12 protein-coding genes are annotated in these 16,722 nt (G+C 57.1%); 5 read left to right on the forward strand and 7 right to left on the reverse strand.

Annotated features, from left to right (window positions below):
- Nucleotides 1-105 precede the first annotated feature (105 nt).
- A complete protein-coding gene (locus EQV93_RS22135) occupies nucleotides 106-663 on the reverse strand; it encodes an RBBP9/YdeN family alpha/beta hydrolase (protein ID WP_240892467.1) in 558 nt (185 codons plus the stop codon).
- A gap of 40 nt (nucleotides 664-703) precedes the next feature.
- The gene (locus tag EQV93_RS22140; protein ID WP_146386497.1) at nucleotides 704-1,564 is read right to left on the reverse strand and encodes a carboxylate/amino acid/amine transporter; all 861 of its coding nucleotides are present in this window, start codon (nucleotides 1,562-1,564) and stop codon (nucleotides 704-706) included.
- A 427-nt stretch (nucleotides 1,565-1,991) separates the two neighbouring features.
- On the opposite strand from EQV93_RS22140, the gene EQV93_RS22145 reads away from it, so the two are divergent.
- The 3 genes from EQV93_RS22145 to EQV93_RS22155 all read left to right on the forward strand — a co-directional run bounded on the left by EQV93_RS22145 (nucleotide 1,992) and on the right by EQV93_RS22155 (nucleotide 5,552).
- On the forward strand, nucleotides 1,992-2,891 hold the full coding sequence (locus EQV93_RS22145) for a LysR family transcriptional regulator (protein WP_122785672.1): 900 nt from the start codon (nucleotides 1,992-1,994) through the stop codon (nucleotides 2,889-2,891).
- 159 nt (nucleotides 2,892-3,050) lie between these two features.
- Nucleotides 3,051-3,614: a peptidylprolyl isomerase gene (locus tag EQV93_RS22150; protein ID WP_122785673.1), complete on the forward strand. Its 564-nt coding sequence runs from the start codon at nucleotides 3,051-3,053 to the stop codon at nucleotides 3,612-3,614.
- A 105-nt stretch (nucleotides 3,615-3,719) separates the two neighbouring features.
- Complete coding sequence (locus tag EQV93_RS22155) at nucleotides 3,720-5,552, forward strand: ABC transporter ATP-binding protein (protein WP_240892468.1); 1,833 nt, start codon at nucleotides 3,720-3,722, stop codon at nucleotides 5,550-5,552.
- A 14-nt stretch (nucleotides 5,553-5,566) separates the two neighbouring features.
- Here EQV93_RS22155 and EQV93_RS22160 read toward each other — a convergent pair whose 3' ends face one another.
- A complete protein-coding gene (locus EQV93_RS22160; protein WP_240892469.1) occupies nucleotides 5,567-6,691 on the reverse strand; it encodes a GNAT family N-acetyltransferase in 1,125 nt (374 codons plus the stop codon).
- A gap of 307 nt (nucleotides 6,692-6,998) precedes the next feature.
- Between EQV93_RS22160 and EQV93_RS22165 the strand changes: the two genes are divergently transcribed.
- A complete protein-coding gene (locus tag EQV93_RS22165; RefSeq protein ID WP_167654282.1) occupies nucleotides 6,999-8,291 on the forward strand; it encodes a putative porin in 1,293 nt (430 codons plus the stop codon).
- 118 nt (nucleotides 8,292-8,409) lie between these two features.
- On the opposite strand, the gene EQV93_RS22170 is transcribed toward EQV93_RS22165, so the two are convergent.
- The 4 genes from EQV93_RS22170 to hrpA form a co-directional block, all read right to left on the reverse strand.
- Nucleotides 8,410-8,637 (reverse strand): zf-HC2 domain-containing protein, encoded by a 228-nt coding sequence (locus EQV93_RS22170; RefSeq protein ID WP_146386492.1) that lies wholly within the window; start codon nucleotides 8,635-8,637, stop codon nucleotides 8,410-8,412.
- Nucleotides 8,631-9,242, reverse strand: coding sequence for an RNA polymerase sigma factor (locus EQV93_RS22175; RefSeq protein ID WP_240892470.1), 612 nt, complete (start codon nucleotides 9,240-9,242; stop codon nucleotides 8,631-8,633). The genes EQV93_RS22170 and EQV93_RS22175 overlap by 7 nt, the downstream gene beginning before the upstream one ends.
- 24 nt (nucleotides 9,243-9,266) lie before the next feature.
- Nucleotides 9,267-10,388, reverse strand: a complete 1,122-nt coding sequence (locus EQV93_RS22180) for a beta-ketoacyl-ACP synthase III (protein WP_122785679.1) — start codon at nucleotides 10,386-10,388, stop codon at nucleotides 9,267-9,269.
- Nucleotides 10,389-11,530: 1,142 nt separating this feature from the next.
- Nucleotides 11,531-15,442 carry an ATP-dependent RNA helicase HrpA gene (gene hrpA, locus EQV93_RS22185; RefSeq protein WP_146424509.1) on the reverse strand — a complete coding sequence of 1,304 codons (3,912 nt, stop codon included), beginning with the start codon at nucleotides 15,440-15,442 and terminating at the stop codon, nucleotides 11,531-11,533.
- A gap of 199 nt (nucleotides 15,443-15,641) precedes the next feature.
- Between hrpA and EQV93_RS22190 the strand changes: the two genes are divergently transcribed.
- A complete protein-coding gene (locus tag EQV93_RS22190) occupies nucleotides 15,642-16,535 on the forward strand; it encodes a DMT family transporter (protein ID WP_122786105.1) in 894 nt (297 codons plus the stop codon).
- Nucleotides 16,536-16,722: the final 187 nt, after the last annotated feature.

The following is a 16,722-nucleotide window of genomic DNA, read 5'->3' on the forward strand; positions in this document are numbered from 1 at the left end:
TAGCGACGGCTTCGCCGCCGATCGCAGCCTTCGTGCCTCGTCAGCGACTAGAGAGGCACAAAGGCTGCGATCGACGATACACGAATAAAACCATGTTCCCGTCTTCTAGCTGTTGAACTGGGGGTCGCCTGTCAGTTTGAACAACAGCTCAATCCCTTGTGGCCAGGCACCCACGCCACCCTCGGCATTGATGTGCCCAGCATTTTCCAGCCACACCAGTTCACTGCCCCACGCATCGCTAAAGGCGGTAGCCCGTTCGCGGCTCACGTAAGGGTCATTGGTGCTGGCCACGGTAATCGCATTAAAAGGCAGTGTTTTCAGCGGCATGGGGGTAAAGCCCGTGGTTCCAGCCGGGTAACTTTGCGCTTCGGTGTCACTGGGTGCCACCAGTAAAGCGCCGCGAACATGCTTGGTTTGCCCGGGGTACTCCTGCGCCCAGCGGGCAATCAATGCGCACGCCAGACTGTGCCCCACCAGCACCACCGGTCGCTCGCTTTTGCTGATCTTTTTTTGCAGGTTATTTACCCAGTCGGTACACACGGGGGTTTCCCAGTTCTCCTGTTTAACCCGGTGCAGCCCGCTGTAGCGCTTTTCCCAGTGAGATTGCCAATGCTCTGTTCCTGAATTGAACAGACCCGGCAAGATCAACACCCTGACTGTCATTCCGTCTCTCCTTGAAGGTGGTTGCTCGACTGGATTGACCTTAGACCCTGATAGCTCTGCGGTCTAGGCGACTGATCCAGACCGCCAGAGCAATCACCAGACCGCCAATCAGCAAACGCGCCAACGGCTCGTGCTGATTCCAGATCAGCAGGTTGAGCAACAACCCTACCGGTACATGCAGGTTATTCATTACCGCCAGCGTTGCGCTGCTGACCATGCAGGCACCTTTGTTCCACCAATACATCCCCAACGCTGTCGACACCAGGCCCAGAAACACCAGCACGCCCCACTGCAACGGCGCATCGGGCAGAAAGTTGGCTTTGCCAAACAGCATGAAGGCCGGCAACACCACCGCCAGCGCACCCACATAGAAGAAGCCGAAACGCCGGTAGTGCGGCACGTCACTCGGGTAACGCGCCACCAACCTGCGGTACAAGACCTGACCGGCGGCATAGGTGAAGTTGGCCAGTTGCAACAGCAGGAAGCCCTTGAAAAAATCCGGGCTGATGCTGTCAAAGCGAATCACACCCGCCCCCGCTACCGCGACCAATGCTGCCACCAGCGCCCAGGGATTGAACCGACGGTTGAGTGCGTCCTCGATCAAGGTCACGTGCAATGGCGTAAGGATGGTGAACAGCAACACCTCTGGCACTGTCAGGACACGAAAGCTCAAATACAGGCACACGTAGGTGATCCCGAATTGAAGCGCCCCGATCAGCAGCATGCCGCGCATAAAGCCGGGTTCAACCTGTCGCCAGCGAGTCAACGGGATAAACACCAACCCTGCCAGCACCACCCGAACCAGTACCGCAAAGTAGCTGTCGACGTGACCCGCCAGGTACTCGCCAATCAGGCTGAAGGAAAACGCCTGTATCAGCGTGACAAATAACAAATAGCCCATGGATTTTCGTCCGTAAGTAGCGCAGATCGCGCGGCGCAAGCACCGGCGAGCCAAAAGGAATGTGCGCGACCTTAGCGGTTTTTGACGGCCAGTAAAATGATCGCAAAAAAAAACCCGATTCAGCGCAGGGGCTGATCGGGCAGGAGCACTCACTTAAAGTGCAAAGGGAGGTTCGATGCGCGAACCGCATGCTTGAAGGAGCAATGGACTGATTAAGCCAGCGTTCAATTATCTCCCGATTAAATAAGTGCTTAACTGATCAGAAATTTCGACATTCTGATTAGGAATAATCGCGGACTGATACAACTCAATGAGGCCTAGGCTATAGGACAACGCCTCGATAAAAAATACTGAAATTCTGCTACAACCTATCAAGAAAACTGTTTATAAAGTCACCACACAACAGGCAACCCCAGAGGATTCCATCGTGAAAGCGCCCCGTGTGACCCTTGATCAGTGGCGCACCTTACAAGCCGTGGTCGACCATGGCGGCTTCGCCCAGGCCGCCGAAGTGCTGCATCGCTCGCAATCGTCTGTCAGCTATACCGTGGCCCGCATGCAGGACCAGCTCGGTGTGCCGTTGCTTCGTATCGACGGGCGCAAAGCCGTGCTGACTGAAGCCGGAGGCGTCTTGTTGCGCCGCTCCCGACAACTGGTGAAGCAGGCCAGTCAACTCGAAGATCTGGCCCATCATATGGAACAAGGCTGGGAGGCCGAAGTACGGCTGGTGGTGGATGCCGCCTACCCCAATGCCCGGCTGGTTCAGGCGCTGACCGCTTTTATGCCGCAAAGCCGGGGCTGTCGTGTCCGCCTGCGCGAAGAAGTGCTTTCCGGTGTCGAAGAAGTCCTGCTTGAAGGCGTGGCAGACCTGGCCATCAGCAGTTTCAGCATCCCCGGTTATCTGGGGGCCGAATTGAGCGCTGTGGAATTTGTGGCAGTGGCTCACCCTGATCACCCGTTGCATAAACTGCAACGCGAGTTGCACTTTCAGGATCTCGAAAGCCAGTTGCAGGTGGTGATTCGCGACTCGGGTCGCCAACAGCCACGCGACATGGGCTGGCTGGGCGCAGAACAGCGCTGGACCGTTGGCAGTCTCGCCACTGCCGCCGCCTTTGTCAGCAGCGGGCTGGGTTTTGCCTGGCTGCCCCGCCACATGATCGAACGCGAGCTTAAAGACGGCACTCTCAAACCCCTGCCGTTAAATCAGGGCGGCAATCGCCATCCGCTGTTTTTCCTGTACTCCAACAAGGACAAGCCGTTAGGCCCGGCCACCCAAATACTGGTCGAGTTGCTGCGCACCTTTGATACCGCGCCGCTGAAAACCTGATCATCAGCTCTGTAACTATCACAAGGGTGGGCAGGAACATCGATCACGAATATCCTGTCCAAGGTTCGCCGGCTTGCATTGGCTGGCTCGTGAATTCCTATTTTCGTCGTGAGTGAGTTCCCTCACCCCGTTGCTACCACTGTTCAGGATTACTGACCCATGTTGAAAAAAATCGTCCTCGCTGCCGCAGGCCTGATCTTCGCTGCCAACCTGATGGCCGCCCCTGCGGTTAAAGCCCCGCACGTTCTGCTGGACACCAGCTTTGGCAAGATCGAAATCGAGCTGGACCCGGTCAAGGCGCCGATCAGCACCAAGAACTTTCTGGAATATGTCGACAGCGGCTTTTACACCAACACTATTTTCCACCGTGTGATCCCGGGCTTTATGGTTCAGGGCGGCGGGTTTACCAACGAGATGGTCCAAAAACCGACCCGCGACCCGATCAAGAACGAAGCCAGCAATGGCCTGCATAACGTTCGCGGTACGCTGGCGATGGCACGCACTTCAAACCCGAACTCGGCCACCAGCCAGTTCTTTATCAACGTTGCCGACAACGCCTTTCTGGACCCGGGCCGCGACGCGGGCTACGCCGTATTCGCCAAAGTCGTGAACGGCATGGACGTGGTAGACCAAATCGTCAACTCGCAGACCACCACCAAACAAGGCATGCAGAATGTGCCGATCGACCCGGTGCTGATCAAGTCCGCCAAGCGTATCGACTGATAAGCCGAGTTTCGCAAGGAGCACGACCGGCCCAGCCCTTCACGGCCCTGTTAACGGGCCGGTCATACCACTAAAGGAGAGTCCGCGCAGCGGGCGTCAGTGAACATGCTTTATCGTCGTTTTGAAAAACTGATCGATATTTTCCGCGAAGCACCCACCGCCGCCCCGCCCAGCACTGTCTGGGCGTTTTACCTCTACTACCTGCGTCAGGTGTGGCCCATCTTCGCCGCCTTGCTGGTGGTAGGTCTGATCGCGGCCTTGATTGAAGTGTCACTGTTCAGCTACCTGAGTACGTTGATCGACTTGACTCAGGGCACACCCAGTACCGACTTTTTCAAAGTCCATAGCGGTGAACTGATCTGGATGGCCGTGGTGGCGTTGATCATCCGCCCGGTGTTCTTCGGCCTGCATGACCTGCTGGTTCACCAGACCCTGAGCCCGAGCATGACCAGCATGATCCGCTGGCAAAACCACAGCTATGTGCTCAAACAAAGCCTCAACTTTTTCCAGAACGATTTCGCTGGCCGTATTGCCCAACGCATCATGCAAACCGGCAACTCATTGCGCGATTCGGCGGTGCAGGCCGTGGATGCCCTGTGGCATGTAATGATCTACGCCATCAGTTCGCTGGTGCTGTTTGCCGAAGCCGACTGGCGCCTGATGATTCCGTTGCTGACCTGGATCGCGTGCTATGTCGGCGCGCTCTATTACTTCGTACCGCGAGTCAAAGAGCGCTCGGTGGTGTCGTCCGATGCACGCTCCAAACTGATGGGCCGTATCGTTGACGGCTACACCAATATCACCACGCTCAAATTGTTCGCGCACACCAACTTCGAGCAGCAGTACGCCCGCGAAGCGATTATCGAACAAACCGAAAAAACCCAGTTGGCCAGCCGCGTTGTGACCAGCATGGACGTGACCATCACCAGCCTTAACGGCCTGTTGATTGTCACCACCAGTGGCCTGGCCTTGTGGCTGTGGAGCCAGTCATTGATCAGCGTGGGGGCCATTGCACTGGCCACCGGGCTGGTGATCCGGATCGTCAACATGTCCGGCTGGATCATGTGGGTCGTCAACGGTATTTTCGAAAACATCGGTATGGTTCAGGACGGTTTGCAGACCATTGCCCAGCCCGTGGCCGTGAATGACCGTGAAGGGGCACCGCGCCTGGAAATCACACGTGGCGAAGTGCGTTTCGAGCATGTCGACTTTCATTACGGCAAACGCAGCGGGATCATCAGCGACCTCAACCTGGTGATCAAACCCGGTGAGAAAATCGGTTTGATCGGCCCTTCGGGTGCTGGCAAGTCCACGTTGGTGAACCTGCTGTTGCGCCTGTATGACGTGCAAGGCGGCAGAATTCTGATCGATGGCCAGAACATCGCCGACGTGACACAAGAAAGCCTGCGCGAGCAAATTGGCATGATCACTCAGGACACTTCGTTGCTGCACCGTTCGATTCGCGACAACTTGCTGTATGGCAAGCCGGACGCCACCGACGAAGAGTTGTGGGAAGCCGTGCACAAAGCCCGCGCTGACGAATTCATCCCGCAACTGTCCGACGCTCAAGGCCGCACCGGCTTTGACGCGCATGTCGGCGAGCGCGGGGTCAAACTGTCAGGCGGGCAACGCCAGCGCATCGCCATTGCTCGCGTGCTGCTTAAAAATGCGCCGATCCTGATCATGGACGAAGCCACCTCGGCGCTGGACTCCGAAGTGGAAGCAGCCATTCAGGAAAGTCTGGAGACCCTCATGCAAGGCAAAACCGTTATTGCCATCGCCCACCGGCTTTCAACCATTGCGCGAATGGACCGTTTGGTCGTGCTCGAAAAAGGCCATATCGCAGAAAGCGGCACCCACGCAGAACTGCTCGCCCACGGCGGTTTGTATGCACGTCTGTGGCAGCATCAAACGGGCGGTTTTGTCGGCATAGACTGACAAAAGTGCGAGGGTCAGCCCTGCCGGTAGGGCAGCGCCGCCCTCGCCTCTTCGGCATACGCCAGCACACCGACCCGCTCACGATCCAGAAAATCACTGACCGCGGCTTTCAACCCTGGATGGCGCAAGTAATGCCATGAATGAGTGATCACCGGCTCAAAACCGCGTATCAGCTTGTGCTCACCCTGTGCGCCCGCATCAAAACGCTGTAGGCCGTGCGCAATGGCATAGTCCATTCCTTGATAGAAACACGTTTCAAAATGCAGCCGGTCAAACTCCCCCAGACAGCCCCAGTAGCGACCATAAAGACTGTCGCCACCCAACAGGCTAAATGCCATTGCCACGGGTGTTGCGCCTTGTCTGGCCAGTACCACACGAATGGACTCGGGCATGCGTTCAGCCAGCAGGCTGAAAAACGCTCGCGTCAGATACGGGGTCTGGCGGCGCACCGCATAGGTATTGGCATAACAGGCGTAGACGAAATCCCACTGCGCCTCACTGACCTGCTGGCCTTCGAGCCACTCAAACTCAAAACCCTGCCCCGCCACCTGCTCGCGCTCCTTGCGCATTTGCTTGCGCTTGCGTGAACTCAGCGCATCCAGAAAGTCCTGAAAGTCGCGGTAATCGCGGTTCTGCCAATGAAACTGACAGCCGATGCGTTGCAGCCACCCGGGTTGTTGCGCCAACGCTGTATCGGCCAAAGGGTCGGTAAAGTTGATGTGCGCACTGGATAAGCCTTCGATCTCCAGATAGCCCGGCAAGGCCGCCAACAACTCAAGGCCGTCCTCGCTTCGCGCTGCCAACAACCGGGGCCCGCTGACCGGGCTGAACGGAACGGCCGTCAGCAGTTTGGGGTAATAGTCGATACCCGCCCGCTCACACGCATTCGCCCATTCGTGGTCGAACACATATTCGCCGTAGGAATGCCATTTACGGTAACTGGGCAACGCCGCGAGCAACTGACCGTTTTCATAATGCAGAAGGTGCTCGGGCTTCCAACCCGAATGCGGGCCAAGGCTGCCGCTGTCTTCCAGCGCACTAAGGAAGGCGTGACGCAAAAACGGTTGTGCCAGCGGCACCAACGCATCCCATTCCTGGGCCGAAATGCCAGCAAGACTGTCCAGACGGTGTAACGGCATTGAAATCCCCAACCCACGCACAAGAGCGGCGATGGTAGCACCAGAACCCCAGATGCCGATTGCGCCGCCTGCAACTATCGCGAAAACGACTCTTCCAGAGCGTTCGAATGCTGTCACAGACTTGCTATCAGATTGCCACTTTTTTGTCATATCCAGCCGCGATACTGGCGCCGCTTCTTAGAAGACAGGGTTATGAGCGGTCAGCCTGCCAACACGCTAGCGTCACGCTCAACCTCTTATTAGCGAGCCCATCAAGGGCCGATTGTTTCCGCGGTGGCCAAGGCCATCTCACTATTGGGAGATTCATATGCGTCTTGTTTCTACACGAGTTGCGGCGGGACTGTGTGGCACACTGGTATTGGCCATGAGTGTTCCGGCCAGCGCTGGCGTCGATGCAAAACTGCTAGAAATGCTCAAAGCCAACGGCTCCATTTCACCTGCTCAATACGCCGAGCTGCAAACCGAGCTGACCAGCGAGAAACAAGCTCAACAAGAAGCCGCCGCAGATCAGGTGAAGAAATCCGACCTGAGCGCGTTTGAACAAAAAGTGGCCTGGGCCGCCAAGACCGAATTCAAGGGTGACGTTCGGGTACGCCACGAAAACGTCAAGATCGACGGCGAGTCCGACGGCAAGAACAAGGATCGCCAGCGTATCCGTGCTCGTCTGGGCGCCTACACCGAAATCAATCCGCAAGTGAACACCGGCATTCGTATTGCTACCGGTGGTGGCGACGATGCCCGCTCAACCAACCAGGACCTGGACAACTACTTCGACAAGAAGCAGCTGTGGCTGGATCAGGCCTACATCGACTACCACCCGACAGCGCTGGCCAACCTGCACCTGATCGGCGGCAAGATGCCACAACCGTGGGTCAGCATGGGCGATGTGATCTGGGATAGCGATATCAACCCGGAAGGTCTGGCGGCGACCTATAAACACAACCTGGGTAACTCGGGCGTAGAAATGTTCGGCAGCGCCGGTTACTACACCCTCAAGGACAACGTCGACGGTGAAGGTGTGCAGTTCCGCCACGACCTGCGGCTGTATGCGGGCCAACTGGGTGCCAAATTCGCCCCGACTGACAGCCTGAAAGTGACCTTGGGCGGCAGCGTTTACAGCTACGACAACGACAAGGACAGCAACTGCCCGACAACTGGCACCAAGACCACACCCTGCGCTCTGGCGGTTAACGGCAACAGCACCGACGAATTCCGTCTGTACGAAGGCTTTGGTCAGGTTGATATTGCCAACCTGCCCGTTCCTTTGTCGCTGTACGGCCAATACGTGCACAACGCTGCGACTGACAGCGATCAGGACGACGCCTGGCTGGTGGGTTTCAAAAGCAAGCTCGACGCGTTCAGCCTGGACTACAACTACCGCGATATTCAGCGTAACGCGGTGGTGGGTGCCTTCACCGACTCCGACTTTGCCAACGGCACTACCGGTTCCCGTGGGCACAAGTTCAAAGTGGGTTATGAAATCGACAAGAACTTCGGTGTGGGGGTGACGTACTTCCTGACCAAAGCCGACTATGCAACCTCAACGCATAAAGATGCCGACGCCAATACCCTGCAGTTGGACGTGGAAGCCAAGTTCTAAGCACTACGGTTCCCGGAAATAAGCAAAACGCTGAATCAGCAGCGTTTTGTGTGTTACCTGCAGAGCGTGGAAACCTTCGGCCCCCTTCAAATCCACCGAAGGTCTCCACGTTTTGCACTTACTTGCGCCGTTCGCGCATCATCCGCTCCACCATCACCTCCACATCACCCGGTAACGGTTCATCAAGTGCTTTTACGGTCGCACCCAACACACGCATTTGCCGGGTAAATCGGCGGCAATTAGGGCAAAAAAGTAAATGATGACGCGCGACCAAGCGCTGTCGAAAGGTCAACTGGCCATCCAGATAATCACTTGACTGCGCAACGTACTGTTTGCAGGTCAACATTCTCCTGTTTCCTCAAAATGCTCCACAGTGGCGAAGACTTTGAGCCTCGCCCGGTGCACCAGCACCCGAGCATTAGAGAGCGATATTTCCAGAAGATTACAAATCTCTTCCAGTTCCATCCCTTGACGTTCGCGCAACACCAGCACACTGCGCTGTAATTGCGGCAGGCTGAGCAGGGTGTGCTCCAGGCATTCGCGCAACTCCTCCTCAGTCAGCAAGGCTTGCGGGGTGTCCTGATGCCAGGCATAAGGCGCCAGCAGCCAGTGGCCATCGCTGGAAAATCGATCGTCGTCAACGCTGCCATGAGGCGAAGGCAAGTCGTCGAGCAAGACTTCGCGCCGGTTCTGCTTATAACGGTTTTTTGCGTGATTGGCCGTAATGGTCAACAGCCAGGTTTTCAGGCTCGAACGGCCCTCAAAGGACGACAGATTGCGCACCACCGACAGCCAGGCATCCTGCACGACCTCATCGGCATGGCGGTTACCTACAATTGCGTAGGCAACCGCCTGCATGGCACCTTGATAGGTACTGACCAGCACCCGAAACGCCTGCTGCTCACCTGCCAACAGACGCTTGAGCAAATCGGTGTCGTCAGCTGTCAGCATTCGCACCCCGCAAAGTAGCGATATTTAACGCTTGCGCAGAATCACACTGCCGATTGAATAGCCGGCACCGAACGAACTCAGCACTGCCAGCGCTCCGCTCGGCAGATCGTCCTGGTACTTATGAAATGCAATCACCGAACCCGCCGAGCTGGTGTTGGCGTAAGTATCGAGAATGACCGGTGCTTCTTCGACTGACGCTTCACGGCCCAGCAGGCGTTTGACGATCAGGTGGTTCATGCTCAGGTTGGCCTGATGCAGCCAGAAGCGTTTAACGTCATTGACGTCAATGGTGTTTTCCTCAAGATGCTGACCGATCAATTCGGCCACCATTGGGCACACATCGCGGAAAACCTTGCGACCTTCCTGCACAAACAGTTTGTCCGGGCTGTCGGCGGGTGTATCCGAGGCGCGATTGAGGAAGCCGAAGTTATTGCGGATGTTGTTCGAATAGGTGGTCAGCAGTTTGGTGCTGACAATATCGAACTGGTGCGCAGACGTGGCCAGGTCGGCACGTTCAACGACCACCGCAGTGGCGGCATCACCAAAGATAAAGTGGCTGTCACGGTCACGGAAATTCAGGTGGCCGGTGCACACTTCAGGGCTGATCAGCAGTACCGCACGGGCCTGGCCCAATTGCACACTGTTGCTGGCCGTTTGAATGCCAAAGGTTGCCGAAGAACAGGCCACGTTCATGTCAAAGCCAAAACCCTGAATGCCCAAGGCATGTTGCACTTCGATGGCAATGGCCGGGTACGGACGTTGCAAGTTGGAGCAGGCGACAATAACCCCGTCGATATCGGCGGCTGTTTTGCCCGCACGTTCCAACGCTTGATGGGCTGCGCCCACCGCCATTTCGCAGAGCACCGACATTTCGTCGTTGGAGCGCTCCGGCAAATGCGGGCGCATGCGTTGCGGATCAAGAATGCCTTCCTTGTCCATCACAAAGCGGCTTTTGATTCCTGACGCCTTTTCAATAAAGGCAGCGCTGGATTCTGCCAATGGCTCAACATCGCCCGCCTCGATGGCTGCAGCGTTGTCGGCATTGAACTGTTGTACGTAGGCATTGAAAGATTGCACCAGCTCTTCGTTGGAGATGCTGTTGGCCGGGGTGTACAGGCCTGTGCCGCTGATGACGACGTTATACACGGTCGTTCCTCTATTCTGATCAAGCAGAAAATACTGGTACGGTCGTACCAAGTCATAAAAAGGCTGACCCCTGATAGAGAGAGGAAAAGCCCGAACTACATTCGCTTAAGGTATTTATAGCCGCGAAGTCTGCCATAAACGCCAGCATTTGGCCTTCTTTAGCAGAAGAAAGTCCTTTACGGAATTGAGCAGCATGCCTGCCTGAAGCATTTCTGTGGATACTGTCTTGATCCTCAGAGCACAACCAGTTGCTCGTATGGGGAGGTTTGGGCTTGAGCTTTTAGCTTCTAAAACAATCCCCCTGCCGCCACCGAAACTATGAAACCAACACTGGGGCCCATCACAGGAGGCTGAACGCAGGTGCTGTTATGGGGGTGGCGAGGCAGGACGCCGAGCCAGCCGCGATCGGGCCAAGGATGGCCCGTCGCGGCGGGCCCCCATAACAGTGCCGGAGTGAAGGCACCGGGCGAGCCTAGGCGAGCTCGGCCGTATGGTAGGGCAAGGACCTTTTGGTTCCTTTTGGGGCTGTTTGCCAAAAGGAACTCGCCGTAAGGGCGAAACCCGTAGACAGGTTTGATACATCAAATGGATATGTACGCTGGCCAATTGAAAACTTTGAGTACATATCCATTATTCGCGTCTAGCTGAAGTAATGGTTACGCCCTTACGGCGTGTCACTTTGCAAAAGCGGCAAAGTAACCAAAACGCTTCCGCCCCCGCGTACGGCCCTCGCTTCGCTCAGGTGTCCCTCACTCCGGTCCCGCTCCGTGGGCACGCTGCGACGGGCCATCCTTGGCCCGATCGCAGCTCTCCCGGCATCCATGCCGGTCGACCCACTCCGCGAAACCTCCTTTCGGCCTCCCGAAGGGGCGGCAGATCAAAAGCCAAGTCAAAAACCAGATCACAAGCAGATCACAAGCCAGATCACAAGCCAGATCACAAGCCAGATCACAAGCCAGATCACAAGCAGAGCAAATACTCGCTGGCGATCATGCTTGCGCTGACGAAGGCTGGGATCGAGCTCGAAGCGGTCGCAAAACGTAGCACCTCAGAACACCTCTGAGTGCCAGGTTTTACCGCGGCTTTGCCGCAGATCGCAGCCTTCGTTCCTCGTCAGCGGCTACAGCGTTGGGATTGGTTCGCTAAGCCTCCACCACACTCCATTGCTTGTTCAATCGTTTGTCCGATATCGGCACCTTGGTGCCCAGTTGCTGGCCAAACAGCGACACGCGGTACTCCTCAAGCCACCAGCGGTACAGCTCCAGTTGCGGATCACGCTTGCCTTCCTGGGCATGCTTGGTAGCCCGGGCCTGATACTGCGCCCACAGGCCACTCAGCTCGCCACTCCAAACACGATCCTTCTGCACCTGACTGGGCAGTTTTTCCAGCCGCAATTCAATCGCTTTCAAATAACGCGGCAGCTCCTTGAGCCACATCGCCGGGGTTTCGCGAACAAAACCCGGGTAGACCAGATGGCTCAACTGCTGCTTGATGTCATTCAAGGCAACCGCCTGAGCCAGATCAATCTTGCCCTTGAAGCGTTTTTGCAGGCCATGCCACAGCTTGAGAATCTCCAGCGTCAGCTTTGCCAGTTTTTCAGCGTGTTCGGTCCAGGCTCCGCGTTTACGCTCAGCCAGGGACGCCAGTCCGGCACCGTCACGTGGCAGGCTCGCTTCACCTTCGAGGATGCACGAGTCCAGGCTGGCCAGCAGAATGTCTTCAACCAGACTCTCAACCCGTCCCAACTCACGGTACAGCAAGCCCAACTCGGTCAGACCCGGCAGTTTGCCGCGCAAGAACTTGGCGGGTTCGGCCAGTTGCTGCATCAATAAGCGCTGCAAGGCACGGCGGTGTTGATACTCCGCTTCAGCCGGGGTCGAAAAACGCCCCTCCTTGACCGTATTGCCTTCTTCCACCAGCGCCGGGTAAACCGTCATCGACAAGCCAGCGATCTTTTGCTGGGTTTTTTCTGCCACAGGGGCGAACACCTTGGCCTCGACCGGCTGCTGGCTTTTTGCCGTTTGCGGCACAGCAAGAGCCGCCTGACTGGCTTGCGCAAAGCGCGCCGTCAACTCGGCCAAATCACGGCCTTCGCCGAGAAACTTACCTTCGCCGTCGACCACTTCAAGGTTCATCTTCAGGTGGTTTTCGACCTGCTGCGCGGCTTCGGCCCAGGCGTCATCGCTGACCCGAGCACCGGTCATGCGCAACAACTCGCGACCCAGTGCCTGAGGCAACGAACCTTCGGCAAACGTCATGCGCTGCAAGGCGGCTTTGACAAAGTCCGGCACGGGTACAAAGTTTTTACGCAACGCCTTGGGCAGACTGCGCACCAGTGCAATGCATTTGGCCTCGATCATGCCCGGCACCAGCCACTCAAGACGCTCAGGCGGCAATACCGGCAATAACGGCGCTGGTACTTTGACCGTTACCCCGTCGCGCGGGTGGTTCGGTTCAAAGTGATAGCTCAGTTCAAGGGTCAAATCGCCCAGATGCAGGGTGTCCGGGAAATGCTGGGCGGTGATTTCGGTGGCTTCACGCGCCAGCACATCCTCCTCGCGCATGATCAGCAGTTGCGGGTCTTTCTGACTGTTGACGCGATACCAGCTATCAAAGGTCGCCGTCTGATGGATCTCAGCCGGAAGCCGCGCATCGTAAAAGGCGTACAGGGTTTCTTCGTCAGCCAAAATGTCGCGGCGTCGGGCCTTGGCTTCCAGTTCGTCGAGCTGTTCGAGCAACTTGGCGTTGGCCGTCAAACACTTGGCCCGTGACTGAATCTCGCCCCGCACCAGGCCTTCGCGGATAAACAGCTCGCGCGACAATACCGGATCAATCGGCCCGTAATGTACGGCACGGCGACCAACCACGATCAAGCCGAACAAGGTGATTTGCTCGTAGGCCACCACTTGCCCGCGCTTCTTCTCCCAGTGCGGCTCGAAGTAATTCTTTTTGATCAAGTGCCCGGCCAGCGGCTCAATCCAGTCCGGTTCGATTTTGGCGACCATACGCGCATACAGTTTGGTCGTTTCAACCAGCTCGGCGGTCATCAACCATTGAGGGCGTTTTTTGCCCAGGCCCGATGACGGATGAATCCAGAACCGGCGCTGACGCGCGCCAAGGTAATCGCCATCCTCAGTTTTTTGCCCGATCTGACTGAGCAAGCCAGACAACACCGCCTTATGCAGTTTGGGGTAATCCGCGGGCTCTTTATTGACGGTGAGCTGCATGTCGCGGCAGATCAGACTCAATTGACGGTGCGAGTCGCGCCACTCGCGTAACCGCAAGTAGTTCAGGAAGTTCTTGCGGCACCAGTTACGCAACGGGCTGGCCGTCAACGCCTGACGCTGCTCTTCAAAGCCACGCCAGACATTGATCAGCGCGGCAAAATCGGAGTCGACATCTTTCCATTGCGCGTGCGCCTGATCTGCGGCTTGCTGACGCTCGGGCGGACGTTCACGCGGGTCTTGCACCGACATCGCGCTGGCAACGATCAACACTTCCTGCAAGCTGCCCAACTTGGCCGCTTCCAGCAGCATACGCCCCATCCGCGGGTCGACCGGCAAGCGCGCCAACTGGCGGCCCAGTGGCGTCAGCTGATTCTCACGGTTAACCGCCGACAACTCTTGCAGCAGGTTAAAACCGTCAGTAATGGCTTTGCCATCTGGCGGCTCAATAAACGGAAACTGAGTAATTTCGCCCAGACGCAGGTGCAGCATTTGCAAGATAACGGCGGCCAGGTTGGTACGCAGAATCTCCGGATCGGTAAATTCGGGGCGCCCGTTAAAGTCTTCTTCGCTGTACAAGCGCACACAAATACCCGGCTCAACCCGACCACACCGACCTTTACGCTGGTTGGCGCTGGCCTGGGAAATGGCCTCAATCGGCAAGCGCTGAACTTTGGCCCGATAACTGTAACGGCTAATGCGCGCGGTGCCGCTGTCGATCACATACCGGATGCCTGGCACCGTTAGCGACGTTTCGGCGACGTTCGTCGCCAGCACCACACGGCGACCGGCATGGGACTGGAAAATCCGCTGCTGCTCGGCCGGTGTCAGTCGTGCATATAAAGGCAGGATTTCGGTGTGCTTGAGCTGGGCTTTGCGCAGCATGTCAGCGGCGTCACGAATTTCGCGCTCGCCCGGCAAAAATACCAGCACATCGCCAGGGCTTTTGCGTTCGCTGCGCTCAAACGCAGCGATTTCATCCAGGGTCGCAAGAATCGCCTGATCGACGCTCAAGTCCTCCTCGACGCTGTTGCCCTCCTCGTCTTGCTCAGAGGTCAGCGGCCGATACCAGGTTTCAACCGGAAAGGTTCGACCTGACACCTCAACAATCGGTGCATCATCAAAGTGCTTGGAGAAGCGCTCAAGATCGATGGTGGCCGAGGTGATGATGACTTTCAGATCGGGGCGACGCGGCAGCAGGATTTTCAAATAACCCAGCAGGAAGTCGATGTTCAGGCTGCGTTCATGGGCTTCGTCGACGATGATCGTGTCATAGCGTTCCAGATAACGGTCGTGCTGGGTTTCGGCCAGCAAGATCCCGTCCGTCATCAGTTTGACCAGCGTATTGGAATCGCTTTGGTCTTCGAACCGCACCTGATAGCCGACCAGCGCCCCCAGCGGCGTGGCCAGTTCTTCCGCCACCCGACTGGCGACACTGCGTGCTGCAATGCGTCGCGGCTGTGTGTGGCCAATCAGGCCATGCTGGCCACGGCCGATTTCAAGGCAGATTTTCGGCAATTGAGTGGTTTTACCCGAGCCGGTTTCACCGGCCAGAATCAACACCTGATGCTTGAGCAGTGCCGCCTTGATCTCGTCGCGCTTGGCGGCAATCGGCAGATTTTCGTCATAACGAATCAACGGCACGCTCGCCGCCCGCGCCTTGACCTGTTCGCACGACGCCTGCACGCGCTCTGCCCATGCGGCCAACTTGGCGTCATCAGGCTTTTTGCGCAGCTCATGCAATTGCCGGCGCAGCTTATGCCGGTCGGCAATCATGGCGTGATCAAGATTTTTCAACAGTTGGTCGATAGCAGGCGATTCGTCAGTCATCAGGTGCGCAGTAGTCTTGGTAAAGGCAGGGGGCGGATTGTCGCAGATTTAGGCGCTTATGCACGAATCTGTAGGGATTGATGACACCTGATTGCGACTCGACTCACATGATCATGCTCAGCGTAGCGGTGAAAATCCGACTCACCTGAATCGCGGCATCACTTACACTGCTCGGCTTGAACTTTGTAGGGATACTGCCGTGAGACTTGTCGATATCGTCCGAATGCTGTCATTGGCAGGTATTTGGGGCGCCAGCTTTTTGTTTATGCGCATCATCGCACCGGTTCTCGGGACTGTCCCTACTGCGTTTTTCAGGGTTTCCATTGCGGCCACTGGCTTGCTGGTGATACTGGCGCTGATGCGGGTGCGTTGGAATTTTGACGGTAAATTCAAGGTTATTTTAATCCTCGGGGTCATCAACTCCGGGGTTCCTGCCACGCTGTACTCGGTGGCGGCCCAGGTATTGCCCGCGGGTTACTCGGCCATTTTCAACGCGACTACGCCGCTGATGGGCGTATTGATTGGCGGTCTATTTTTCAGTGAAAAACTGACCCTGACCAAAATGGCCGGGGTGTTTCTGGGGCTGCTGGGTGTGGGCGTTTTGACCCGTGCCGGGCCGGTAGCCTTCGACCTGGACTTGCTGATGGGCGCCCTTGCCTGCCTGCTGGCCACGACGTGCTATGGCTTTGCCGGTTTTCTCGCGCGCCGCTGGCTGGACCAGCAAGGCGGCCTTGACCCGCGCTTGTCAGCGCTGGGCAGCATGCTGGGGGCTACGTTGTTCTTGCTGCCGCTGTTTGCACTGAGCGTGGTTAATCAGCCTCCGGTCAGCTGGGGCGGGATGAGTGTCTGGTTGTCGTTGTTGGGGCTGGGGTTGGTGTGTACGGCATTTGCGTACATTCTTTATTTCCGGTTGCTGACCAGTATTGGCCCGGTCAAGTCGATGACGGTGACGTTTATGATTCCGCCGTTTGGCGTGCTCTGGGGGGCGTTGTTCCTGGGCGAGCCATTGTCGATGGCCCATGTGTATGGCGGGGTTTTGATTGCGGTGGCGTTGTGGTTGGTGCTTAGGCCGGGGGTGGTTACGAAGGGATAAAGTCTAGCTTCTAGCTTCTAAAACAATTTCAATGCCGCCACCGAAACAGTGGGAACGACGCTGGGGCCCATCACAGGAGGCTGAACGCAGGTGCTGTTATGGGGGTGGCGAGGCAGGACGCCGAGCCAGCCGCGATCGGGCCAAGGATGGCCCGTCGCGGCGGGCCCCCATAACAGTGCCGGAGTGA

This window comes from Pseudomonas sp. TMW22091, from assembly GCF_022496705.1.
GTDB lineage: Bacteria > Pseudomonadota > Gammaproteobacteria > Pseudomonadales > Pseudomonadaceae > Aquipseudomonas > Aquipseudomonas saxonica.